We start from the raw sequence: 24,357 nt of genomic DNA, 5'->3' as shown, positions 1-24,357 counted from the left end.
ATATTAAGTGCGCAAAGATAACCAATTTTATGGAATTGAACCCTTACACTTGAAAAAAAATCAAATTTCATCCAGTTCAGATTTCAGGGCACCCAAATAAAAAAGACCATAACATTTTTCGTTCTCAGCGAGACCCAAATAGCCGTCCAGATATTTGATGAGACCCGGCGAACTCCAGTAACAGCCTACATTTGCAGCAGTACAGGTCAGATACATATTCTGCACCCCCATAGCTACAGCGGCAATTTCTTCCCACTCGGGCACCAGACCGCTGAATGCAACCGAAATACTGATAATGGCCCCGGCCTTACCTGCTTTGGCAGGAATATCTTCGTATTTTTTCTGAAGGAAGACCGCAGGTGGCGTGGTATCACGGTATATTCCGGCAAGGGTGGCACCAAGCTCATCTTTTTGTGCACCCGTAAAAACCCGGAAACGCCAGGGCCTCGTCCTTTTATGGTTGGGAACGAACTGCGCCGAATCCAATATAGCCTTCAGCACTTCCGGTGCAAGACCTTCCCCTGTGTAATCTCTTGGAAAAGTGCTCTTCCGTGATTCGATGATTTCTTTTAATATCTGACTTTTATCCATCAGACAAAAATAATGAACTTTTAATGTCCCGCTGTTGATATAGGATATGAAGTGAAACCGAATTTTAAAAAATTTCTTCTATCCTTTGGTGAATTTTATTGAGGGTAAATTCATCACCCGCCCTTTTCCCTTTCATAATTTGCGCCATTGGACTTATTTCGGAGATGGCGTAAAACCGGTCTCCTTCAAAAAAGAACTCGCCTAGTGAGACCGAAATATAGAACCTGGCCTTATTCGTTATGACCAGCGAGCCCACAACTGCTGAGTCGGTCTTTTTATCTGGAACACGCTGCATTTCACGCTGCATATTTTTAAGCGCGGCCATCTGACGGTCCAAATGGTAAATCTCACTCTGTATTTCTTCCCGAATCGAGTCGTACTTACTGGTTTTTTTGATGTCGCGGCTGGCTTCCAGTGTGAAATTAAGATAAAACTCCAGCGTCTTTACCTTACCTGAAAGCATTTCCTGCACATACGTCCGCAAATCATTTTTATTATAGAGAGCCTTCTGCATATAAAACAACAATGCTGCAACTTGCTTCCAGCTGAATGTTGCAGGTTAAAACTAATGCTTTCTAAACAAAAAATATGCATTTTTATTTTAAATGCTCAAGCCCCCGTAGCGGAAGAAGCTTCCTACAATGAGCATGAAGATGCCTATAACCGTAACACTGATGATATGAAAAGCCATTAACGGCAAGGTACGGGCACTCAGTTTAGGCAGCACAAAAACATTGGCACTCAAGGCGAATAGTAAGGTGCTGAAAAGCAGAATCAACTTAACGGAAACAGCAGATTCAACAGGATTGGTGAAGTGAAACCATTGCGTAAAATCCACCCCGAAATCGTAAGCCATCCAGACGCCGGTGATCACCATTACCAGCAGCGCGGGAATTCCAATTTTTTCGTATTTCTTCTCAAAGGAGAGCAGGATTTCAGGATCACGATTCCTCAGCACTTCCGGCAAAATCCCCAGCGCGAGTACGAGATGACCGCCCACCCATATAGCGGCACCCAAAAGATGTAATACCAAAAGTAAGTGATGTGACATATTACTGCAAAAATAGAGGCCGCAATACCGAAAAATCTATGACCACAGTCATACTTACGGTCCTGTTGATTATTTTTCCGAAAGCGCCTTCAGAGCTGCAAGACCTTCACCATAGGACTTGTCCATCTGGCCGTCCATAAACACCGTCATTAGGTTCATAGGATAATCGAATTCGCAGTCCATATCCCAGGTCACTTTTGTGCTATTACCCTGAGGGGTCAATACAATATTAGAAGTAGCATCACTTTCAAAAGGTCTGGTAAAAAGCATCTTGGCGCTCTGTTTCTTATTGGGCACCAATGCCGTAATGATATGACAGCCGGCACCTGCATCATCGTTTCCGTCCCAGCAATACTGATCACCTACCTGACCGCTGTTCCCGGAATAATCAATTTTCATATTCGGATCCAGCTTCATCCAGGGGTTCCACTGGTTAAAAGCTTTCATCGAACTGATATTCTGGTACACTTTGTCGGCAGGCGCGTTAATGACAATCGATTTTTCAAAGTGATAATCCTTGCCAACAGCAAACATGGCGATAAGCAATACAATTACGATGGCTACGATGATTTTCAGTAAAGTTTTCATGATTGTTTAGTTTTACACAAATATAAAATTAATATTTTGAGTATTTTTACCTCACCAAGCAGGTGGATACCTGCTCAAATCTGAATAAATCCACTATTTTACAATGAGTAATCCTTTGTTACAACCCTTTCAAACTATACATTCCTCCGCACCTTTTTCCGAAATAAAAGAAGAACATTTTTTACCTGCTTTCCGTGAGCTTATTAAGGTTTCGGAAAAGGAAATTGATGCTATCGTCAATAACGAAGCTGAGCCCACTTTTGAAAACGTAATTGAAGCACTGTCGTACTCCGGACAACAACTGGATGTAGTTTCAGGCATTTTTTTCAATCTGAATTCCGCCGAGACCAATGACGAAATCCAAAAAATCGCTCAGGAAGTTTCACCTCTGCTTACGGAATATTCCGCAAGAATATCGCAGAATGAGGTCCTTTTTGAAAAAATTAAAAAGGTGTATGACGAGCAGGACAAATATCAACTGAGCGGAGAACAACAAATGCTTCTCAGCGAGACGTATAAAGGATTCGTGCGCAGCGGTGCCTTGCTGAATGGTGAGGATAAGGAAAGATTTAAAGAAATAAGCATTGAACTTTCCAAAAAATCACTGCAGTTCGGACAGAATGTATTGGCTGAAACAAATAACTATTTCAGGCACATCACAGATAAAAAGGAGTTGAAAGGCCTTCCGGAAGCCATTCTGGAACAGTACCGTGAAGAGGCAAAATCCAGGGGACTGGAAGGCTATGTGATCACGCTGCACATCCCAAGCTATCTGCCCGCCATGACGTATGCGGAAAACCGTGAACTGAGAAAAGAACTCGCTGACGCCTACGGAAAGAAATCCTTTAACAATAATGAATTCGACAATCAAGAACTCATCCGCGAAATGGTATCTCTGAAGCAGGAGAAGGCAAAGTTGCTGGGATATAGCAACTACTCAGAATTTGTACTGGAGGAAAGGATGGCTAAATCGCCGGACCAGGTACTCAATTTCCTGAATGAGCTTATGGAAAAAGCAAGACCTTATGCTGAGAAAGAAATTGCGGAACTGCAGGAGATGGCAAAAGCTGACGGCATAGACCAAATGCATAGTTATGACCACAGTTATTATGCAGAAAAACTCAGGAAAAAGAAATTCGATATTGATGATGAGGAGCTGAAACCTTACTTCCAGTTGGAAAAAGTGGAGGAGGCAGTATTTACATTGGCTAAAAAACTCTTCGGACTGGAATTTAAGGAATCCCTCGAGATCCAAAAATATCATGAGGAGGTAAAAACCTATGAGATATTTGAAAACAGCCAATTTAAGGCGCTGCTTTATACCGACTATTTTCCCAGAAAAGGAAAAAGGGCCGGCGCCTGGATGACCAGTTTCAGAAATCAGTACCGACAAAACGGTGAAAATATCAGACCGCATATTTCTGTTGTGTGCAACTTTTCGAAACCAAGTGCAGATACACCAAGCCTGCTCACCTTCCAGGAAGTTACGACCCTTTTTCATGAATTTGGTCATGCGCTGCACGGCATTTTGGCCGATACCACCTACCCCAACTTATCCGGCACCAATGTAAAATGGGATTTTGTGGAACTGCCTTCCCAGTTCCTGGAGAACTTCTGCTATGAACCTGACTTTCTGAAAACCTTCGCCATACATTATAAAACGCGCGAGACACTGCCGGATGATAAAATCCAGAAAATTTCTGACTCCAAGAATTTTATGGAAGGATACCAGACCCTAAGACAGATTGGCCTGGGTAAACTGGATATGGCCTATCACAGTACAGCTGATAAGATTGGTGACGTAAAGACGTTTGAGGTGAAGGAAACCGAAGGCACCAGTCTATACCCTGCAAATCCTGATACCGCAACAAGTCCAAGTTTCTCCCATATTTTCCAAGGCGGATATTCGGCAGGATACTATTCTTACAAATGGGCCGAAGTGCTGGATGCGGATGCATTTCAGTATTTTAAGGAAAACGGAATCTTCAACCCTGAAACTGCAGCCAGGTACCGACGTTTACTGGCAGCCGGCGGGACCAAGGATCCCATGGAACTCTACAAGGAATTCCGCGGAAGTGAACCCAAGGTTGAAAGTTTACTTAAGCGCGCTTTCGGATAAATAAGAAGAGACGGCAGCCGCCGTCTCTTCCATCTTTTATATATGGCCGAATATCAACTAGACTTTTCGGCTGTATTTAAAGTTCTTTTACGAAGGGCCTCACTCCTGCTTTTTGCCAGCACAGGAAGTGAGACAAAACCCATGACAGCCATAATGACCAGCTGCATGGTGTGTGAAATAAAGGCATACGCTAAACCTACTGCAGCACCTTCCTCAAAGGATTTGCCTTCCGAAAGAAACAGTGCGCCAATTCCAATCTTAAGCGCGAAATGGAATGCACCGATACCCCCCGAGGCCGGAATCATCATGCCCAAAGTACCAACTACTATGATGAAAAACCCGTCAGCCACAGAAAATGCCGAGGTTTCAGGCAGAGAGAAACACACCAGGTAAGCAGCCAGAAAATAGCAGATCCAGATGCCAAATGAATATAAGAAGAAACGAATCGGCTGCTTCAGGTGGAAAATTGATGTTATGCCCTGCAACAGACCATCCACAATTTTATAAATCTTTCCGAGAAGTGAGATTTTCTCCAGTCTGGACCTCAGGACGAAGAATAAAACCGCACCTGTAATCCCCACCGTCAATATTAGCCAAAGCCAGAAGTTGGAGGATTGGGCCGAACTGTCATTGCTCTGGGTAACGTGGTTGAAAAACGCAAGTATGGCCTCGTATTTAAAAACAAGAGTAAGCAGCAGGAAACCCATCATACAGATAAGGTCTACAATACGTTCCAGGATGATGGTACCGAATGATTTATCTACGGGAACCTGCTCAACGCCGTACAAAGCGGTAGATCTGGCCAGCTCGCCGCTGCGCGGGATGGTGAGATTCATAAGATACCCGAAAGAAATGGTCCAAAGTGAGTTGGAATTAGAAATCCGGTAACCCATGGGTTCAAGCAGCAAATTCCAGCGGATGGCACGGAACCAATAGGCTAAAATTCCAAAAACAGCAGCAACGGCTACCCAAAAGTAATTCGCTTTGGCAAAATAACCTTTAATCTCAGCGAAGTTAAGGCCCCGAAATGCCAGCCACATAAAAAAAACAGCCACTGCCAGCGAGAGGGCAATGGTCAGAATCATTTTCAGAGGATTTTTCTTGTTGGTTGTTTCCAATGGACAGGATTAGGTTAGGAGGTTGGTATTCTCGTCCGGAAACACAATTTTGGGCTGGAAGTCACGCGCTTCCTCGGGCGTCATTTGGGCATAAGCAATGATGATGATAATATCACCACGCTGTACACGTCTTGCAGCGGGCCCGTTCAGGCACACCTCGCCGGATTTTCTTTTTCCCTTTATGGCATAGGTATCGAACCTTTCACCGTTGTTTACATTCACGATATATACCCTTTCGCCCACCATAATGCCGGAGGCTTCCAGTAAATCTTCGTCAATCGTGATGCTTCCTATATAATTTAGATCAGATTCGGTAACCCTAACCCGGTGGATCTTGGATTTAAAAACTTCAATAAGCATTCTGCAAATTTATTAATAATTATCAACATAACTGAATGTACAAGACCTGAGTACAATTACGCCTGAAACACGCTGCCGGTGGATGAAACTCAATAATTTGACCTTCATTTGAATGATGTTTAACCTCAAAAGGTTAAAAATTAATATGTTTTACGAATTCATAAATTGCATCACAAAACCTCTGAATTGAAAAAAACATGATAAATAAAGGGGATAGTATGAATTGCAGTTTCTGCAAGTGCTGATAAACCGTTCCAACCCCAATTATCATTTTTTAATATATAGCCATATTTTTATAAAATTCTGTTCAATTAATCCTTAAAAATTTGCGCATATTGAATTTTGTATTATATTTGCTTATATAACCAAGTAAATTACTAACTTTTTAATATTAAAATTATGAACAAGTCTGAATTAATTGAGGCAATGGCAAACGATGCCGGTATCACCAAAGTAGCAGCAAAAGCAGCATTAGAATCTTTTATGTCTAACGTAATGAACACTTTACAGCAAAAGGACGGAAAGGTTTCCCTTGTAGGATTCGGAACTTTTTCCGTAGCCGAAAGAGCTGCAAGACAGGGTATCAACCCAGCCACTAAAAAGCCTATCAATATTGCTGCGAAGAAAGTAGCTAAATTCAAAGCTGGTGCAGATCTTGCCACTGCGGTTTCCGGAAATAAATAATTTCAGATTATTTACTATAAATAAACCTCACTTTCGGGTGAGGTTTTCGTTTTTATATATGGTTTGCTGCTCAGGGAGCAAGTCTTTTGATGCTCCAGTTGAAATCTGATTCCAAACTGTAGAGAATTCGGTCGTGCAAACGGTTGGGTCTGCCCTGCCAGAACTCAATTTCATAGGGACGGGCCATATAGCCACCCCAGTTTTCAGGCCGCGGGATTTCCCTGCCATCATACTGCTTCTCCAGATCCTTGAGTCTCTGCTCCAGAAATTCCCGGTCCGGTATAAATTCACTCTGTGGGGATACCACAGCACCCAGCTGACTGCCGCGTGGGCGCGAAGCGAAATAACCGTCGCTTAAATTTTCGGGCAGTCTTTCCAGTTCGGCTTTAATGATTACCTGCCGCTCCAGCGGTGGCCAGAAAAAATGAAGGCAGGCACGCTTGTCGGACTCAATTGCCTTACCCTTGCGGCTGTTATAGTTGGTATAGAAAATAAAACCTTCCCAGGTATAGGACTTCAGCAGGACCATACGGGTGCGCGGACAACCGTCTTCCTCCAGCGTTGAAACGGACATGGCATTGGCTTCAGAGATGGCGGAATGTGCGCCTGCATCCACAAACCAGTCACGGAACTGCTCAATTGGGTTTTCCCTGATCTGGCTTTCAAGCAATTCAGACTGGTCGTAAATTTTTCTTTTATCGTGTAAGTTTTCCATTTTTTTTCTATTTTTGATTGAAGCATAGCTCCAAAAAGAAAATGTGATGAATTCCTACAAAGGTAAAATTTTAATATCCACACCTGATGTGTCGGGCGACATTTTTTCCAGGTCAGTGGTGCTTATGGTGGACCATAGTGAAAATGGAGCCTTCGGACTTATTCTGAATAAAAAAAATGAAGATGTAAGCCGCGGAGTAGCGCAACTGCTGGGATTTGATGTGGATGTATATGAAGGCGGACCTGTTGAAAATGACAAGACATTCTTTATTGTAAAGGGTGAGGCGGCGAACGATTTTCACCTTAAGATTAATGAGAACTACTATCTGACCGAAGATACCGAAACAGTTATTGAGCAGCTGCTGAACAATACGCTTAATGTAAACGATGTAAAAGTATTTTCGGGTTACTCAGGCTGGGCAGCCTTGCAACTGGAAGGCGAGATACAGAGAAAATACTGGACGGTAGTTGATATCTATGACCTGGATTACACACTGTCCAACGACCATAATCTATGGAAAAAAATCATGCAGAACCTGGGCGGCGAATTCCTGATCTGGGCTAATGCCCCACAAAATATCTCACTGAATTAATACGGCTGCAAATAAGGTAAAATTTTACATTCCGCATACAATTTATAGGCAAGCCCGCCGTTATATCGGTAACACATTAATAAAACCCGGTAACTGACAAAGGTTGGTTATCGGGTTTGTCAATTTCAGAGCTTTTACAGGAACGATTTCTGCCATTGAGCAATAATCTGGGCAAAACGGGCGTGAGCAAAGGTTTTATTTCTGATCTTCTGTACAGGATGAAGTCCCTGCCCATCGGAAACCATAAGGATTTCTTCCGATTTCTGACTTTCAAATGCGATCAGTTCCTCTTCGCGGATTTCTGCGAGTCCGTTCTTATGAATGAAGGTAACCAGATTTTCCATAAGGGGAGAGATGTAAGCGCCTTCAGACTGCTTCGGAATTTTAATTACATTTCCTTCCAGAAAGAGCAGGTTTCCCGCCACGGTCCTGGCAATACGTTTGTTCGGATTCAGCAGGATAACATCGTCCAGGTCATTGTCGCGGGCATAAATCTCCGCATAAATATTCTCGGGGCAGTGAACTCTTATATTGCTAAGCAAATGGGTGTTTACGCTTATTTCTTTAATGAGGTCCAGTTCTATTGAGTTGCGCAGCTGCAGGACATCGCCCCTGGCTTCAACATGGATATGAAAAGATACGGGTCTTTTGTCAAGCTTTTCCGGTCCACTTTCGCGGTATACCATCATGTGGATGAAGGCATCCTGAGTTCCCGGTTTCATTGCCATTTCGGAAAGGATATGCTGAAAATAATCCAGGGTATAACTCAGCGGTATATTCATCCTCATCTTGCGCATGGAGGCCATCAGAAAAAAATAGCATTCTTCGGCCATAATCAGCTTTCCGTTACGTACAAAAAAAGTAACCTTCACCGCATCACCATGCAGGAATGCACGGTTAGCATTCATTTCTCCCAAACCATCTGTTGAAGTATTTTGGATCATTACAGGATATTTTATAAAAAACAAATGAACGATCGCTCGTCCATAGTGTTTCAGTTATTTTAAATATTTTTATGCTGCGCCCAGCTTAATCTGCAGGTTTTCGATCAGGTTGTCCCAATACAGCCTGTTCTCCTCCTCGTCGCCGGGATCACAGAAATCAGTAATATTGAGTGACAGATCTTCTGTAATCTCATCAATGACAATGGTCATTTCAAAGAAATTCTTCGTGCCCTCGTCTTCTTCCCAACGGAAGCGAACAAAACTTTCAGGCTTATAGCGGATCAGTGTGGCCTTCTCTTCCGGACCGTCGCCCCAGCTGAAATAGAAGTCATCTCCCTTCTCAGTTACATCATCGGCAAACCACTCGGAAAGCCCTTCGGCACTCGCAAGATATTCGTATAAAATCTCTGAAAGACAGTGCATTGGATATTCGTACTGCACTTTCTGCTTTGCCATACTGTTCTCTTTTTTTATTGTTGCGCAATATATAAATTAAAAACGCAACCATGCAACAGAATGGATATGATTTTTCTACGCTTCATTCAAAACGTCGATAATTATTTGGCAACCGAGGCGAATTTCATCAAAACTTAAAGTTAAGGGTGGGGAAATCCTGAGGTATTCATTGCGGTAAAGCTGCCAGAACACTACCAGACCTTCTTCCATACAGCGTTTTGATACCTGCAGGGTGTATTTTGGATCGCCCAGATTTACCGCCAGCATCAACCCTTTTCCGTTAATGTTTTTAATTTTTGGATGAATCAGAAGTTCGCGGAAGAGTTTTTCCTTTTCGGCGACCTCAGCCATCAGTCCACTCTCAAGAACCTCCTTTAAGGTAGCATGACTGGCCGCCGCAATTAGCGGATTTCCGCCAAAGGTTGTAATATGTCCCAATTTCGGCGAGTGCGACAGACTTTCCATGATTTTGCGTGAACTCATGAAGGCGCCTACCGGTACACCGCCGCCCATGCCTTTGCCCATGACCAGGATGTCCGGCACAATGCCGTAGTGTTCGAAAGCAAACAGTTTACCTGTCCTTCCGAAACCCGGCTGGATTTCATCCAGGATCAAAAGTGCGCCCACCTCTTCGCAGCGGGATTTCAGTTTCCTGAGGTAATCTGGCTGTGGAAGCAGAAATCCGGCGGCCCCCTGTATCGTTTCCAGAATAACACAGGCGGTTTTGTCCGTGATGAGTTGCAGGTCTTCTTCCCTGTTGAACCCGATGAAGTCTACTAAAGGAAGCAGCGGCCGGAATTCCCGTTTGTGGTATTCGTTACCGGAAACAGAGAGGGCACCGTGGGTATTCCCGTGGTAGGAGTTGTGAAAGGAAACGATTTCTTCCCTTCCGGTATATCTTTTGGCCAGTTTTAATGCACCGTCTATCGCTTCTGCACCTGAGTTTACGAGGTAAGTAACTTCGAGGGGTTCGGGCGTAGATTCAGCCAGCAACCTGCAGAGTTTCACGGGCATTTCCTGGGCATATTCGCCGTAGACCATGACGTGCAGGTATTTATCGGTTTGCTCCTTTATGGCTGAAATGATTTTGGGATGCGAATGACCCAAAGTATTGGCAGAAACTCCGGCCACAAAATCCAGGTATTTCCGGCCGTCTTTGCCGTAAATATAGCTTCCTTCCGCCTTTTCCACTTCGAAACCGGCAGCGAATTGGGTGGTTTGAGCCTGATATTTAAAGAAATCGTTTTGCATGGTGCAAAAATAAGAAAAACGATTGGGTGAGTGGGGTTTCAACTTTGTCAAGGTTCTCAGTTAGAAAAATCTAATTTAGCTTTATCTGATCGGAACCCTTACATGTTCCTGAGGAGTCACCCGCGCCCCGACCTGAGTGGAGCTCTTTTTATGTAGCAAAGCGGAATAAAAAAGCGGGAACGGAGGGCGGATAAAGGCGCCCTGAATAGAGACAAAAGACAAAAGGCAAAGGGCAAAGAAAAAAGAACAAAGAAGAAAGATAATACTCCTTACCTCCGGACGCGCTTCGGCTTTTTGGCTTCCTCAGCCGCACGGGCACGGTCAATTTCGGCCTGTGCCGCATCAAAAAGTGGGTTGTCTTCGGTATATTGGACTTCTTCATAATTGGGCGTGTCCACAAAAATGTCCTGCCACTTTAGCAGGCGGTCTTTGGTATTCCAGTTGAAACCCTGCAGAAACCTCATCTCTTTGGAGATCTTACTCATGGGATAAATGTCTGTTAAAGCACCAATATTGCAGGAAATGATCTGTACTCTGCGCTCTTCAAAAAGGGCTTCGATGATCCCACAGGTCGAAAGTGCTACACCGATCCTTTCGGTTTCACGCGTTTTCTCATTTTCATCGTCGGCATAAGTGACGGCCTGCGCATTACCGATGACATTGGCCAGATTCACCTCATTTTCCTTATAGTAAACGGTCATCAGCTTACCCTTCACTTGGTTGAATTCATCTTTTAGGTTCAGTGAATCGGCTTTACTGATGGCAAATGCATTCCCGATGACCTTCAGGGAGTCGATGTACTCATTTTCAGTATCGAAATAGGCTTCAATCTTATCGCCCGACACCTGTTTGGCACCGCTCCAGGCAATTGGGCTGCCCGCGAGGTGCAGCACGCCATCGGTTTCGTTGAAACTTAAAGAATCGGACCGCGACTGTATATTGGATTTAAAGAACCTGGCCTGACGGTACGCCCGCAGGAAACTCTTCTTTATATTCGTTGAGTCCATTTTCTGATACGCCAGGATACGGTTTGCCGAAAAGTAGATGGAGTCATTCTCCAGGATTTTCACAGCGTAAGCTTTTTCCGTGACCATGGCCGAATCGATTTTCTCATAAATTTCGCCATAACCACCTTTTATATAGCGGCGTTCCTGTGGGTCGTTAAGGGTAACATTTCCCGTAGCTGTACCAAAGCCGGTAATCTGGTTGTAGTACATCTTGTCTCCGACCAGGGTTTTGTTGTTATAGTAAATCGTGGAGTTTTTGTTGAGCCAAACTTCCTTTGTGTTCTGGTTATAGGTGCCGCTCTCGGTGTACACCCTGTTGGACGGGTTATCCCTGTTGATAATGGTTGTAGGACCGTTGAAAGTGGCTACATTGGTGTTCTGGTTCTGTACGATATTGGTGCCGTCCACAATATACTGGTTATTTTCAATCTTTACATTACCTGTAAAGTCAATGAGTTTTGTAGCGATATTATAGGTAGCTGATTTTGCATACATAATTCCCTGACCGTCCGTGATGGTACCACCGGTATTGAAATAGGCTTTATTGGAAATCCTGTCATAATACAGGGTTTCTGTACGGATGGTCTGTTTGGGATCAGTAAGGACCACATCTTTTTTGGCGATACCGCGCTGCGTATTGCCGTCATATTCCATTTCCTGGGCGGTAATTACAGAACCGTCGGCATTGCGGAGCTTTACATTGCCCACTGCTTTTACAAAATTCTCCTTTTCATACCAGATCACGAAATCGGAGGTCACAACAGATCCCTGATGATCGAACTGTACATTACCTTCAAAGAAAGTATTACCGTTAAATTTGGCAGGATCTTTTTTAACAAAATCGGCGTGAACAAGCTTTACCTTCTCCCCCTGCTTCTGCTGCGCCTGCTGCTGACTGAAAAAGGGATCCTTTACGAGAGGATCCGTAGGTCTGGTGGTAATTTGCGCCAGAAGCTGCACAGAGGCAAAGAGAAAAACAGCAAAATATTTCTTCATCAATCTTTTTTGGTGCCGTAGAAGTAAAGCGAGTGAGAATCAATATTTACACCAAATGCTTCCTCAATGGACTGCTTGATTCCCTGGATCCTGGGATCGCAGAACTCAATGATTTCGGCAATCTCCTTATCAGAGTCGCGCTTGTAGATAACGAGATGATCGTGCTGCTTATCAAAATAGGATTTCTCGTAGGAGGAAGTGCTCAGGGTTTTTTCGCCAAACTGGTGCTTGCGTATGAGACCGGCATCCAGAAAAATCTCTATAGTATTGTAAATCGTGGCTTTGGATACGTGATACTTCTTCTGCATCATCAGCAGATACAGATCATCGACATTGAAATGATGGTCCAAGGTATAGATTTCCTCCAGAATGGTGTAGCGTTCCGGCGTATTCCGGAAACCCTTTTCCTGAAGGTACTGCCTAAGTACATCTTTAATCTGTTCTACATTCTTTTCTTTCTGTACGGAATCCATTGCTGCTGTTTGCTGCAAATTTATCACTTTTTTCTTTGACTCTGAAATACAGTGTGGAAGCGTAGGCTATCAGCCTTCGGACCTTTTAAATTCTACCTGCTGAATTTTCTTCACGATAATATCCTGGTCCAGGAGAGGCGCCGACTCTACGACCACATTATGCGGGGAAACTCCCCAGGTCTTGAAATCGTCGCTGCCAATATATTTTACGAAGTTGTAGATATTGAGTGTGATTTTTTCTTTGATCGTAAGCAAGGTATCATTGATGTAAGTATTATCGATGATCACATACTTAAGGTCAGGCGGAATATTATGTGCCCTCAGTGAAGGATGACTGCTCCGGGACGGGATCACCCCTTCTGCCATAAGGTCTTTCAAAACATCATCGAAATAGTCATTGATCCTGCGGTCTACCTTGAAACCCAGCATGAAGTTCACGCGGTAAATGGTGCCCGCTACAATTTCCTCCACCGAGTATTTAAAAGTGAAAGGATCTTCCTGATTTACTATATTGAGGATAAAGTAATGGTCTGCACGTTTTGGCTGGCGGCGAAGGATGGAGTAAATGATTTTGGCCTCTATCTCATTTTCACGTTTCGCACGGCTCAGATAGGCCAGGTTGGTCGCATATTTCGGGATGGTCTCATCCAGCTTCATTTCCTTGATAATCGGGACATATTTGTCAAAACTTACAAATTTTATGAAGTTGTTTTTGATGCGCCGGCCATTGTACCAGGCATACATACACACGCCGATGAATCCCCCCAGCACTATGGTGAGCCAGCCGCCTTCAAAAAACTTAATGACATTCGCACTGAAAAAACCAAGTTCAATGAACAGGTAAGTTCCGCCGAAAAGCAACATAAGTAAAGGATGTACCCGTCTCCGCCTCAACCAGAACAGCAGCAGTACGGTGGTCATCAGCATGGTTATGGTGATGGTAAGGCCGTAGGCAGCTTCCATTTTCCCGGACTCCTGAAAATAGAGTACCACAATGATGCACATAAGTAGCAGACCCCAGTTAATGCGCGGAATGTACATTTGACCTTTCACACCAGATGGATAATCAATCTTTTGGTTAGGCCAGAAATTAATCGACATGGCCTCGGTAAACATGGTAAAGGAACCTGTAATTACTGCCTGACTTGCAATAATTGCAGCGGCCGACGCCAGAACCACACCCGGAAGGATAAGGTATTCCGGCATGATTGCGAAAAAAGGATTGAGGCCTTTTGCCTGAACGGTATCAATATTGTCCAGCAGCCAGGCACCCTGTCCCAAATAATTCAGAATAAGCATCAGCTTTACGAAGATCCAGCTTACTCGGATGTTCTTTATTCCACAGTGACCAAGGTCTGAATAAAGTGCTTCAGCTCCTGTAGTACAAAGAAAGACGGCACCCAAAATAATAATCGCACTGGGTGAGTGTGTGATAAGCTGATAGGCATAATACGGATTAAATGATTTGAATATTTCAATGTGATCCGAGATGTGGAGCGAACCAAAAATGCCCAGTGCCAGGAACCAGATCACCATCACCGGGCCAAAGAATTTACCTATGAAACTCGTGCCGAATTGCTGCACCACGAAAATGACGAGCAGGATTCCGCACGTGATGAAGACTACAGGTGTTTCGGGATTATAGATCTTGAGCCCTTCTATGGCCGACATTACGGTGAGCGAAGGTGTTATTACACTGTCGGCTACCAGGGTGGCACCGCCTATAATGGCAATGAGGTACAACCAGCGCTTCCGGAATTTTTTAACAAGAGAATAGAGCGCCAGGATTCCTCCTTCACCCTTATTATCTGCTCTTAGTGCAATAATCACATATTTCAGCGTTGTCTGCAGTGTGAGCGTCCATATGATGCAGGAGAGCGCACCTTCGATATATTCATCCAGAGGAAGAGTGGCCGAATCCTCGCGCGCACCCACGATGGCTTTCATCACATACAGCGGAGATGTTCCGATATCGCCAAAAACGATACCCAGAGAAACCAAAACTCCCATAAATGAGAGTTTCTTAAGATCAAAATGATGACCACCGTTTAATGCATCCATTTCAAAAAAAATATCGGCAAAGGTATTCTATTTAACCGCCTGTTTTCATGACTATTTATAAATGAAAAAACTCTCTTTCGAGAGTTTTTATCTATTTTATGCCTTGATGTACATGGCTTTCTTAATTTCGGCTTTCACGGTTTCCAGTTTGGGGAACCATTCTGCAAAAAGTGCGGAAGAATAAGGGGCCGGTGCATCCGGAGTTGTTATTCTCTTGATGGGTGCATCCAGATAATCAAATGCTTTCTGTTGTACCATATAAGTAATCTCAGTAGCTACGGAACCAAATGGCCACGCTTCTTCCAAAATTACAAGACGGTTGGTTTTTTTCACAGAGTTCAGGACTGTGTCATAATCCAGCGGACGAACCGTTCTAAGATCAATTACTTCAACTGAAATACCTTCTTTTTCCATGTCCTCGGCCGCCTGCATGGCCAGTTTCATAATCTTTCCGAAGGAAACCAGTGTAACATCCGTCCCTTCTCTCTTGATATCAGCTTTTCCTATAGGCAGATAATATTCCTCCTCAGGAATTTCCATCTTGTCGCCATACATCTGCTCGGACTCCATGAAGATTACAGGATCATTGTCCTGAATAGCAGATTTCAGAAGGCCTTTTGCGTCGTAAGGGTTGGACGGAACCACTACCTTAAGTCCCGGACAGTTGGCATACCAGGATTCGAAAGCCTGGCTGTGGGTGGCCCCAAGCTGTCCTGCCGAAGCCGTAGGTCCGCGGAAGACGATAGGACAGTTCCACTGGCCACCACTCATCTGGCGTATCTTGGCTGCATTATTAATAATCTGATCAATACCTACCATGGCAAAGTTGAAGGTCATGTATTCCACGATGGGGCGGTTACCGTTCATTGCGGCACCAACAGCGATACCTGTAAAACCGAGTTCTGCAATTGGAGTATCAATTACCCTTTTAGCACCAAATTCATCAAGCATACCTTTGGAAGCCTTATAAGCTCCGTTGTATTCTGCCACCTCTTCACCCATCAAAAAAATGGATTCGTCTTTACGCATTTCCTCGCTCATTGCCTGCGCAATCACTTCGCGGAAAGTATATTCTGCCATAGTTGCTTTAATTTATTAGAGCACAAAATTACAGATTTTTTATTGAATCCTTAAACAAAAAAAACAGGGCTCGTGCCCTGTATAATTATTATAACGCAGTAAGTGATCAGTTTACTTTATGCCATGTCTGGGTTCTGCCAATAAGTGAAAAGCCTACGTAGCCGCGCACATTCAGCTTATCGCCTTCCCTTTTAATGGTACATTTATAAGTCTTGCCACTTTTGGGATCCGTAATGGTTCCACCTGTAAATTCATTGCCGTCCTTATTCAGTCCGCGAATGATTTCGAGACCAATTAAAGGTTTATTCTTACGGTCGTCGGTACATTTCACACAGGTATTATTTTCGGGCTTGGCCAACAGCTGCACGATCTTACCTATGTACTGGCCTTTTGAATTCTTTGTAATCTCGACAATGGACTTGGCCTTGCCGGTTTCATCGTCTATGGTTTTCCATTTACCTTCAATCTGTGCAAAAGAAAGGACACCCACGAATAGGGCGGCGAAAGCGAGAGCAAACTTTTTCATATTCTATAAGTATTTTTTGTATTGAGTTATCTTTTGATAAAAATAATCAAAAAATGTTAAGCTCCAACTTTTTTATTATTCTGTTCATATAAAAACCTTAGTTCAGCTTCCGGTTGATCACACGGTCCATATAATCCTGATACCAGGCCTTCACCAAAAGTTCACCAGCGGCAGTTTTACTGTTAGTTACCGTACCCTTCAGGTTCTGCTCCAAATTAAGGTCAGTAACATTGTAAATTCCCTCCACTTCCCTGCCGTTAAACCTGTAGATATAGTCATTGGTCATAATCTGGTTGCTCACCGCATCTGAATTTACGATAAAGGGTGCGAACCGCTGCTCCGATACCAGGCTCCTGCCCCAGCTCCGGATTTTTCTGTTATATCCTATTAGATCGGCCAGTGTTGGGTAAATATCCATCTGTTGTGCCAGCTCCATATTAACTCCTTTCAGCCTATATTCCGGATTGGGTGAGTAAAACAGGATAGGTACAGCAAAACGGTTCATCATTTTTTCGTACTCGGGATAATGAACTTTATTGGGATGGTCGCCGGTTATGACGAAGATGGTATTCTTAAACCAGGGCTTGTTTTTTACTGTATCGAAATATTTCCGGATCGCCATGTCCGTATACTGCATCGGGATGTGCATCTCTACGGAGCCGGGGCGGAACTTATCCTTATATTTTTCGGGAACAGTGAAAGGATGATGTGATGAAGCCGTGAACACTGTTGACATAAACGGCTGGGTTCTGCCCGTGTTATTGGCAAAATACTGCAGAAAGGGCTCGTCCCAGATCGCCCACATACCGTCGAAATCTGCGTCATTATTGTATTCATTCTTTCCAAAATAATCTCTGAAACCCAATATGCCGGCAAAACCCTGGAAACCCATGGAACCATTGGGAGCACCGTGATAGAAAGAGGTATCATAACCCAGTTCGTTGCACACAGAAACGATGCTCTGGATTTTCTGGTTGGAATATGGGGAACTTGTAAAAGCATCCGTAAGACTTGGAATACCGGCGAGTATACTGCTCATCCCATGGATAGACTGACGCCCGTTCGCATAGGAATTCGGAAAAATAAGACTTTCGGCGGCCAGGCTGTCTACAAAGGGCGTATATGAAACAAAGTCACTGATATTTTTGTGCCTGTTAAAGGCGCCGGAATATTCCCTCCCGAAAGACTCTACAATCAGTATCACGATATTGGGACGGTTGGTTACCTGCCGTGAATATTGCTTATAGGGATGAACATTTTGCTGAATAAAATCGTCATCAACAAACTTGACAAGTTCGAAGTTATTGCTGCCCAGTGTCCGGAAGAACGAAAAAACACTGTTTAGCACGAGATTGGCCTGAACAGGATTTTTAACATGTCTGTTCGCATCTACCAGATTGATAGGGCGCGTGGAATGCCGGAAGTCGCCCCGAATTCCACCCACTGCCAAAACCGCTGTGAGACATAATACGATAACGGACAGAAGGAAATAAGGAATCAGCTTCACAGGTTTGCGCACTGCGATCCTGACTTTACGGTAAAGCCAAACCCAAAGTGCCATCAGTAATGCAAATAATACAAGAACTGAAGGATTCTGAAGCACAGAGACAAAAAACACCTTCATCAGGTTGGTCTCATGCTGTGCCACATGCATGGCCGCTGTGGTTAGCCTTGCCTGACTGAAACGGTAATATATAAAATCGCCGAAATTCATTCCGTAAGCAATTCCATTGGTAATGAAATATACCCAGAACAGCATTTTCTGATAGTAAACTTTGGTATTAATTACCAGCGGAAAAAGGCTCAGCAGGATAAACAGTGCATTGACGTACAGAATAGCTGTGGTATCGAAAGCAAAACCTCGGTAAGCAATATTAAGATAATCATAAAAACTGTCTACTTTAATAAGATCCTTGTTATAAAACCAGAAAAGCACGCGTGCCACCTGATAAAAGAAATACACAAGCAGAAGCCTGTAAGCCAGTACCAGCACTTCCCCGGACCTGAATTCCCTGAAAAATTTCATAGCGGCAAATTTACATTAAATTAACATTCAAGACAGACTGCAAATCGCGGGGAAAAAGAACGCAACCGGATAAAAAGCTTATTTTTGCGGATATGAGTTTTCTAAGAACAAACCTGGCTAACATCTTTACGCTTGGGAATCTTTTTTCGGGTTCCATAGGAGTAATCCAGTTGCTGGAAGGAAATTACGGTAATGCGGCGGTCTGCATCATCATCAGCCTTGTACTTGATTTTTTCGACGGCTTCATTGCCAGGCTCACCAAGACGGCCTCCAATTTGGGTGGCCAGCTGGACAGCCTTGCGGATATGGTGAGCTTCGGGTTCCTCCCGGGTGTGGTGATGTACAAAGCACTGGAATCGTTTGGCTACGATTTTATGGGGCTGATGCTGCCGTTTGAAATTAAGTATCTGGCTTTCTTCATCACTGTCTTCTCCTGCCTGCGCCTGGCTATTTTCAATATTGATGATGAGCAGAAATATTATTTCAAAGGACTTAACACACCCTCCAACACGGTACTGATCCTGGGACTTTATTATGCCAATATGGAAAATGGCAGTTTCAGTTTTCTTTTTGAAAACCCAATGCTGCTTCTGCTCCTCACCGCACTTTCGTCGTGGCTGCTTGTGAGTCCGCTGAAGATGATTGCCATGAAGTTTAAATCGATGAAACCGGCAGACAATTATCCCAAGATCGCATTACTCATTGGGGGGATTCTGCTGCTTGCGGTATTTGGAACCGTGGGTATTCCGCTGGCGGTAGTATATTATATGGTGATATCCCTTATATTTCAGAAACAGCTTAGATAAACTCAAACTCCCTGACAATGAATTTAAAACTATATAAACCGCTCTGTATCTTTGATCTGGAAACTACAGGAACCAATGTAGCGAAAGACCGGATTGTAGAGATCAGCATACTGAAAGTTTATCCCGATGCTTCACGCGAAAGCCGGACATGGCTCGTGAATCCGGGTATGTACATTCCGAAAGAATCTACAGCCGTACATGGAATCAGCGATGAAGATGTAAAGGATTCGCCGAAATTTGAGGAAATTTCCGCAAAAGTAATGGAAATGATAACGGGTTGCGACCTGGGCGGATTTAACTCCAACCGATTTGATGTTCCCCTGCTGGCTGAAGAATTACTGAGAGCCGGTATTGATTTTGACCTGAGTAAATTCAAGCTGGTGGACGCCCAAACCATCTTTCACAAAATGGAACCCAGAAACCTTACAGCAGCCTATAAGTTTTACTGCCGCAAGGAACTCACTAACGCACACTCGGCGGAGGCTGATGTACTCGCAACCTTTGAGGTACTGGACGCACAGGTAGCACATTATGAGGAACTGCCGAATGAAATTGCCGGACTCAGTGAGTTTTCACATCATTCGAGGTTTGCAGACCTGGCCGGCTTCATTGCATTTGATGACGATGCGAAAGAAATTTTCACCTTCGGGAAGTACAAAGGTCAGCGGGTGAAAGATGTTTTCCAGAAAGACCTGGGCTATTACGGCTGGATACAGAATGCCGACTTCCCGCTGTACACCAAAAAAGTACTGACCGGCATCCAACTCCGAAGCAAATTCTAGAAGTATGCCGTCACTGGTTAAATTCAAATTTTACAGCAACAGCATAGAAGCCAACCGCGACAAACAGATCCTGGCCAGTCATGGTATTGAAAGTTTCATTGCCAATGAGCAGACCATTCAGTCCGACTGGCTTCTCTCCCAGGCGCTGGGCGGCATACAGCTGCAGGTTTTTGAAGACGAGCGCGAAAAGGCCGCTGAGGTTCTGGAGAACTTTCTGGAAGATGAAGCAACCCGTCTTGAAGTGGAACACACTATTCCTGATCCCGAATTTGACCTTATTTGCCCCAAGTGCGGCTCCAACCACCTGTACCGCGACGAAACGCCCGGGGGACTTTTCGGAATTTCGCTGCTCTTCCTGGGACTGCCACTAAAAGCCAAAAGCAATATCTATCACTGCTACTACTGTGATCATGAATTCAAAGCTTAAAATTTACCGAACCTTATGAAAATCATTTGTATAGGCCGCAATTATGCAGAGCACGCAAAAGAATTGGGCAATGATGTACCCGAAAGTCCTGTTATTTTTATAAAACCCGATTCGGCGGTGCTGAAAAAAGGACTGGATTTCTATATCCCGGAGTTTTCTGATGATGTACACTATGAACTGGAGGTCGTACTGAAGATCTCAAAAGTGGGTAAGTATATACAGAAGGAAAGAGCCGGCGATTATTTTAACGAGATTGGACTGGGAATTGATTTTACCGCCCGCGACCTGCAGAGTGAACTGAAAGCAAAAGGCCTGCCCTGGGAACTGGCCAAAGGTTTCGACGGTGCTGCAGCTATTTCCAACTTCTATCCGAAAGGTGATTTTGACCTTAAAAACCTGAACTTCTCACTAAACAAAAATAAAACCGAGGTACAGTCCGGCAACACATCCATGATGCTGTTTTCACCGGAAGAGATCATCGCGTTTGTCTCCAAGTATTTTACACTGAAGAAAGGCGATCTGATTTTTACCGGAACACCCAAAGGAGTGGGAAAAGTGGCTGAAAATGACATTCTGGAAGCGTTCTTGGAAGGAAATCGGGTTATCAATCTAAGAATTCAGTAAAACCAGAGACTTTTCTGCGAAAATTTCTTAACTTTAAGGAACAAATTTCAGCATTATGGTTAATATCGTTTTACCGATCGATTTCACAGAAACAGCCGATGTTCTTATTGCAGGTGCCGTAAAGTTTGCGAAGGAAAACCGCGGAAAAATTTTCCTGATACATGTAGCGCCGTCTGATATTGGTTTTGCCATAGGTGATATGGGCTTCCAGTATTTTCCTGAGGTGGAGCAGAATGAAATCAATGAAGAACTGAAACAGCTGGACCGCATGCAGCAGCTGATTATTTCTCAGGGTGTGGAATGCGAACACCTGCTTCGCCAGGGAATTGCAAGAGATATTATCCTCGAGTATGCAGAGGAAAAAGATGCTTCCTACATCGTCATGGGTTCTCACGGACGCAGCGGTATCTATGATGTCTTTGTGGGCAGCCTCACCAAGGACCTTACCAAGAGTTCGCCCATTCCGGTGCTGGTGATTCCCTGTCACAAATAAAGGCAGCATATAGAATTCAACAAAAACAAAAACCCGCTTTTCCTTGAAAAACGGGTTTTTATTTATAATCAATTTATTTAACCTTTCTTGTAAACTTCAGGATCGTAATAAGGACGGATCACTTTGGACGGCGTCTTGTAATCCCGGTCTTTGTTATTTCCCAAAGGAACTACAAGTTCCCAGCACCAGTATATAAAAATGATTGATGCAACGATGAAAAGTATCCAGTTCAACAGATAACCGAAGGCTTCAAAAAAACCGAAGCTCCACTTGAAAACATCGCTTAAGAAGAGGAATATAGACGTCATTATTTTCTTTTTTAGATTAACTTTGCACAAATTTAAGAAAAATGTTCAGATTACTTTCAAAAGAAAGCAATATTTTTTCAATCCCCGTCTATATTGGTTTCCTGCTTTTGTCTGTAACTGCGTTTAATGTTTTTAGCCTCAACAGTTTATCGCTGATACCCACCCTTATTACAGTCGCCGGCATTGCACTGGGCTATTTCGGGTTCAACACCATCGGTTTAACCTACCAGACTCACCTCCCACTTTTCCTGTACACCTTTTTTGTCTTTGCCTTCTTTCCCGGAAGTATCGATATCGGAATAGCCACAGCGCTTTTCACGAACTCCTTTCTCATACTCATCATGACCAGCACAAACGATGATTTCCGGCGCAAATCTTACCTGATTGTAGGAGCTATTCTGGCTGTAAATTTTATATTCCTGCCGGCCACCTGGCCTATGGCTATATTTGCACTGTTGCATATATTGGGAACCTCCAACCGAATAGGCCTTCATATTTTCCGTTTGTTTTACGGAGTTTTCCTGGTTGCCATGAGCTACTTTTCGGTGATGTACTTTCTGGGAAACCACTCGTGGAACGAAGCCTACTTTCCCTTTACAGCCTTTAAATTCCACAACGATTACGGACAGTTACTGTACCTCCTGCCGGTAATTCTTATGATGGCCTACGCCATATTCGATCATTTCATACATTATAACAAGAAAAGCCCAATCAGCAAGTTCAAGTATTCCTTTATGCTGCTCTTCTTCACTGCCCAACTTATCACCGTTGTACTGTATATGGGGGACCATTACGAATACCTTTTACTGCTGGCCCTGCCGGCAAGCATCATATTAAGCCGTTTTCTGCGTTTCACAAAAAGAGGGTGGCAGAAAGAGCTGGGCCTCTGGGTAATCATAGGATGCGTGATTGCCTTTAAAATAGCCGGCTATCAATAAATTTTATTTTAGAACATGATACAGATTGACGATAAATTGATTTCCGAGGAAATTTTTTCCGAGGAATTTGTTTGTAACCTTACCAAATGCAAAGGCGCCTGCTGCGTAGAAGGCGATGTAGGTGCACCACTGGATAAGGAGGAGACTAAAATTCTGGAAGATATTTTTGATAAGGTAAAACCTTACCTGAGACCTGAGGGCGTACAGGCACTGGAGGAACAGGGAACCTGGACCATAGACCCGCATGACGGCGATTATGTGACTCCCATGGTAAACGGTGCCGAATGTGCCTATGTGATCTTTGACGAAAGAGGAATAACCAAGTGCGGAATCGAGAAAGCGTATGAGGACGGCGCCGTGGTTTGGCAAAAACCTATTTCCTGCCATCTCTACCCAATCCGTGTAACTGAATACTCCACTTTTACAGCGCTGAACTATCATGAGTGGCCAATTTGCAGTGATGCGTGCGTTTTGGGCAAAGAATTGCAGGTACCTGTTTACAAATTCCTGAAAACTCCACTTATCCGCAAGTATGGCGAAGATTTCTACCTTACACTGTCTGAAGCTGCTGAGGAATGGAAAAAGGAATTCAGCTGAAAACAATTTAAAACCCATTGATGTCTGAACATTTTGAACTTCTTGATGTATATAAAGCCCTTTTCTCTGTAGCCGCAGGTCTGATCCTGGGCTTTGAGCGGGAAATGAAGGATAAATCTGCCGGTTTGAAAACCATCACGGTCATCTGTCTGGGCTCTACCCTGTTTTCAATTCTGTCCTACAAACTTGCGGGCATTGGCGACCCTACCCGGATAGCCTCATACATCGTGAGCGGCATTGGCTTTCTGGGCGCGGGTGTCATTTTCAAGGAAGGTTTCAATGTGTACGGCCTAACCACGGCAGGCGTAATCTGGATTGCAGCTGCGGTGGGGATGTCTATCGGTTTCGGCGAGATTTATATGGCTTTCACATTCTTGGCCGCGGCCATGATCGTGATCAACCTGGCCAAATACTTTACCAGCCGCATGATGCCGCAGCACCACAGCAAAATCCTGAAACTGAAGATATCATCTGAAAAATTCTCCGGTAAATCCGGCATTGTAAATGAGATTGGAAAGATCGCTCGCGAAGCCAACGAGATAGGCCTGGAAAAAGACGGCGAGAGCCTCACCCTCACACTGGAAATCTTTATCTCTAATAAGGAACTGGGCAGGCTTGAGGAATATCTTGTGGAAAACAGGGATTTGCAGCACTTCAGCTTTTAGCAAACTGATAATTTTTACAAAAAAAATCCGTCCGGCAGTAAACTGCCGCACGGATTTTTATCTTAAGCTCAGAAGGATA

The 24,357-nt window shown here is 43.9% G+C and carries 28 protein-coding genes; 11 read left to right on the top strand and 17 right to left on the bottom strand.

Annotated features, from left to right (window positions below):
- Window positions 1-60: 60 nt before the first annotated feature.
- The 4 genes from P0M11_RS01860 to P0M11_RS01845 all read right to left on the bottom strand — a co-directional run bounded on the left by P0M11_RS01860 (window position 61) and on the right by P0M11_RS01845 (window position 2,230).
- On the bottom strand, window positions 61-591 hold the full coding sequence (locus P0M11_RS01860) for a nitroreductase (protein ID WP_275624191.1): 531 nt from the start codon (window positions 589-591) through the stop codon (window positions 61-63).
- A gap of 64 nt (window positions 592-655) precedes the next feature.
- Window positions 656-1,105: a hypothetical protein gene (locus P0M11_RS01855; protein WP_275624190.1), complete on the bottom strand. Its 450-nt coding sequence runs from the start codon at window positions 1,103-1,105 to the stop codon at window positions 656-658.
- A gap of 87 nt (window positions 1,106-1,192) precedes the next feature.
- Complete coding sequence (locus P0M11_RS01850) at window positions 1,193-1,642, bottom strand: copper resistance protein CopD (protein WP_275624189.1); 450 nt, start codon at window positions 1,640-1,642, stop codon at window positions 1,193-1,195.
- 69 nt (window positions 1,643-1,711) lie between these two features.
- Window positions 1,712-2,230 (bottom strand): SRPBCC family protein, encoded by a 519-nt coding sequence (locus P0M11_RS01845; RefSeq protein WP_275624188.1) that lies wholly within the window; start codon window positions 2,228-2,230, stop codon window positions 1,712-1,714.
- Between the two features lie 103 nt (window positions 2,231-2,333).
- Here P0M11_RS01845 and P0M11_RS01840 point away from each other — a divergent pair, with 103 nt between their 5' ends.
- Window positions 2,334-4,349: a M3 family metallopeptidase gene (locus P0M11_RS01840; protein WP_275624187.1), complete on the top strand. Its 2,016-nt coding sequence runs from the start codon at window positions 2,334-2,336 to the stop codon at window positions 4,347-4,349.
- A gap of 53 nt (window positions 4,350-4,402) precedes the next feature.
- Here the strand turns inward: P0M11_RS01840 and P0M11_RS01835 are convergent, their stop codons facing one another.
- Together P0M11_RS01835 and panD are read right to left on the bottom strand one after the other, a co-directional pair.
- Window positions 4,403-5,434: a lysylphosphatidylglycerol synthase transmembrane domain-containing protein gene (locus P0M11_RS01835; protein WP_275624385.1), complete on the bottom strand. Its 1,032-nt coding sequence runs from the start codon at window positions 5,432-5,434 to the stop codon at window positions 4,403-4,405.
- A 42-nt stretch (window positions 5,435-5,476) separates the two neighbouring features.
- Window positions 5,477-5,827, bottom strand: coding sequence for an aspartate 1-decarboxylase (gene panD / locus P0M11_RS01830; protein ID WP_158064703.1), 351 nt, complete (start codon window positions 5,825-5,827; stop codon window positions 5,477-5,479).
- Between the two features lie 399 nt (window positions 5,828-6,226).
- Between panD and P0M11_RS01825 the strand changes: the two genes are divergently transcribed.
- On the top strand, window positions 6,227-6,511 hold the full coding sequence (locus tag P0M11_RS01825) for an HU family DNA-binding protein (protein ID WP_158064704.1): 285 nt from the start codon (window positions 6,227-6,229) through the stop codon (window positions 6,509-6,511).
- A gap of 70 nt (window positions 6,512-6,581) precedes the next feature.
- Here the strand turns inward: P0M11_RS01825 and pdxH are convergent, their stop codons facing one another.
- On the bottom strand, window positions 6,582-7,226 hold the full coding sequence (pdxH, locus tag P0M11_RS01820; protein WP_275624186.1) for a pyridoxamine 5'-phosphate oxidase: 645 nt from the start codon (window positions 7,224-7,226) through the stop codon (window positions 6,582-6,584).
- A gap of 46 nt (window positions 7,227-7,272) precedes the next feature.
- On the opposite strand from pdxH, the gene P0M11_RS01815 reads away from it, so the two are divergent.
- Complete coding sequence (locus P0M11_RS01815; RefSeq protein WP_275624185.1) at window positions 7,273-7,818, top strand: YqgE/AlgH family protein; 546 nt, start codon at window positions 7,273-7,275, stop codon at window positions 7,816-7,818.
- A gap of 134 nt (window positions 7,819-7,952) precedes the next feature.
- Here the strand turns inward: P0M11_RS01815 and P0M11_RS01810 are convergent, their stop codons facing one another.
- The 9 genes from P0M11_RS01810 to P0M11_RS01770 form a co-directional block, all read right to left on the bottom strand.
- On the bottom strand, window positions 7,953-8,762 hold the full coding sequence (locus P0M11_RS01810) for an aminotransferase class IV (protein ID WP_275624184.1): 810 nt from the start codon (window positions 8,760-8,762) through the stop codon (window positions 7,953-7,955).
- 69 nt (window positions 8,763-8,831) lie between these two features.
- A complete protein-coding gene (locus P0M11_RS01805) occupies window positions 8,832-9,218 on the bottom strand; it encodes an START-like domain-containing protein (protein WP_158064708.1) in 387 nt (128 codons plus the stop codon).
- A 75-nt stretch (window positions 9,219-9,293) separates the two neighbouring features.
- The gene (locus P0M11_RS01800) at window positions 9,294-10,469 is read right to left on the bottom strand and encodes an aspartate aminotransferase family protein (protein WP_275624183.1); all 1,176 of its coding nucleotides are present in this window, start codon (window positions 10,467-10,469) and stop codon (window positions 9,294-9,296) included.
- A 269-nt stretch (window positions 10,470-10,738) separates the two neighbouring features.
- Window positions 10,739-12,472, bottom strand: a complete 1,734-nt coding sequence (locus P0M11_RS01795) for an OstA-like protein (protein WP_275624182.1) — start codon at window positions 12,470-12,472, stop codon at window positions 10,739-10,741.
- Window positions 12,472-12,945, bottom strand: coding sequence for a transcriptional repressor (locus P0M11_RS01790; protein ID WP_158065461.1), 474 nt, complete (start codon window positions 12,943-12,945; stop codon window positions 12,472-12,474). The genes P0M11_RS01795 and P0M11_RS01790 overlap by 1 nt, the downstream gene beginning before the upstream one ends.
- Window positions 12,946-13,014: 69 nt before the next feature.
- Window positions 13,015-15,006: a KUP/HAK/KT family potassium transporter gene (locus P0M11_RS01785; protein ID WP_275624181.1), complete on the bottom strand. Its 1,992-nt coding sequence runs from the start codon at window positions 15,004-15,006 to the stop codon at window positions 13,015-13,017.
- A 96-nt stretch (window positions 15,007-15,102) separates the two neighbouring features.
- Window positions 15,103-16,086, bottom strand: coding sequence for a pyruvate dehydrogenase complex E1 component subunit beta (locus P0M11_RS01780; RefSeq protein WP_275624180.1), 984 nt, complete (start codon window positions 16,084-16,086; stop codon window positions 15,103-15,105).
- A 106-nt stretch (window positions 16,087-16,192) separates the two neighbouring features.
- Window positions 16,193-16,612, bottom strand: coding sequence for a DUF2147 domain-containing protein (locus P0M11_RS01775; RefSeq protein ID WP_275624179.1), 420 nt, complete (start codon window positions 16,610-16,612; stop codon window positions 16,193-16,195).
- Between the two features lie 97 nt (window positions 16,613-16,709).
- Window positions 16,710-18,638: an alkaline phosphatase family protein gene (locus tag P0M11_RS01770; RefSeq protein ID WP_275624178.1), complete on the bottom strand. Its 1,929-nt coding sequence runs from the start codon at window positions 18,636-18,638 to the stop codon at window positions 16,710-16,712.
- A 92-nt stretch (window positions 18,639-18,730) separates the two neighbouring features.
- On the opposite strand from P0M11_RS01770, the gene P0M11_RS01765 reads away from it, so the two are divergent.
- Genes P0M11_RS01765 through P0M11_RS01745 form a run of 5 tightly spaced genes read left to right on the top strand, consistent with a single transcriptional unit; the run spans window position 18,731 to window position 21,770 of the window.
- On the top strand, window positions 18,731-19,444 hold the full coding sequence (locus P0M11_RS01765) for a CDP-alcohol phosphatidyltransferase family protein (protein WP_275624177.1): 714 nt from the start codon (window positions 18,731-18,733) through the stop codon (window positions 19,442-19,444).
- Between the two features lie 17 nt (window positions 19,445-19,461).
- Entirely contained in the window at window positions 19,462-20,226 is a 765-nt protein-coding gene (locus P0M11_RS01760; RefSeq protein WP_275624176.1) for a 3'-5' exonuclease, read from the top strand.
- Window positions 20,227-20,230: 4 nt separating this feature from the next.
- On the top strand, window positions 20,231-20,653 hold the full coding sequence (locus tag P0M11_RS01755) for a DUF2007 domain-containing protein (RefSeq protein WP_158064718.1): 423 nt from the start codon (window positions 20,231-20,233) through the stop codon (window positions 20,651-20,653).
- 15 nt (window positions 20,654-20,668) lie between these two features.
- On the top strand, window positions 20,669-21,277 hold the full coding sequence (locus tag P0M11_RS01750; RefSeq protein ID WP_275624175.1) for a fumarylacetoacetate hydrolase family protein: 609 nt from the start codon (window positions 20,669-20,671) through the stop codon (window positions 21,275-21,277).
- A 55-nt stretch (window positions 21,278-21,332) separates the two neighbouring features.
- On the top strand, window positions 21,333-21,770 hold the full coding sequence (locus P0M11_RS01745; protein WP_158064720.1) for a universal stress protein: 438 nt from the start codon (window positions 21,333-21,335) through the stop codon (window positions 21,768-21,770).
- A 77-nt stretch (window positions 21,771-21,847) separates the two neighbouring features.
- Here P0M11_RS01745 and P0M11_RS01740 read toward each other — a convergent pair whose 3' ends face one another.
- A complete protein-coding gene (locus P0M11_RS01740) occupies window positions 21,848-22,078 on the bottom strand; it encodes a hypothetical protein (RefSeq protein ID WP_158064721.1) in 231 nt (76 codons plus the stop codon).
- A gap of 41 nt (window positions 22,079-22,119) precedes the next feature.
- Between P0M11_RS01740 and P0M11_RS01735 the strand changes: the two genes are divergently transcribed.
- The 3 genes from P0M11_RS01735 to P0M11_RS01725 are packed head-to-tail and all read left to right on the top strand — an operon-like array spanning window position 22,120 to window position 24,278.
- Complete coding sequence (locus P0M11_RS01735) at window positions 22,120-23,016, top strand: DUF6427 family protein (RefSeq protein ID WP_275624174.1); 897 nt, start codon at window positions 22,120-22,122, stop codon at window positions 23,014-23,016.
- Window positions 23,017-23,031: 15 nt separating this feature from the next.
- A complete protein-coding gene (locus P0M11_RS01730; protein WP_158064723.1) occupies window positions 23,032-23,613 on the top strand; it encodes a DUF3109 family protein in 582 nt (193 codons plus the stop codon).
- Window positions 23,614-23,633: 20 nt separating this feature from the next.
- A complete protein-coding gene (locus tag P0M11_RS01725; RefSeq protein ID WP_275624173.1) occupies window positions 23,634-24,278 on the top strand; it encodes an MgtC/SapB family protein in 645 nt (214 codons plus the stop codon).
- The last annotated feature ends 79 nt before the right edge of the window (window positions 24,279-24,357 follow it).

The organism is Kaistella sp. PBT33-4 (genome assembly GCF_029194425.1).
Taxonomy (GTDB): domain Bacteria; phylum Bacteroidota; class Bacteroidia; order Flavobacteriales; family Weeksellaceae; genus Marnyiella.
The sequence above is the reverse complement of the archived record's forward strand: the minus strand, read 5'-3'. Positions and strand labels throughout refer to the sequence as shown.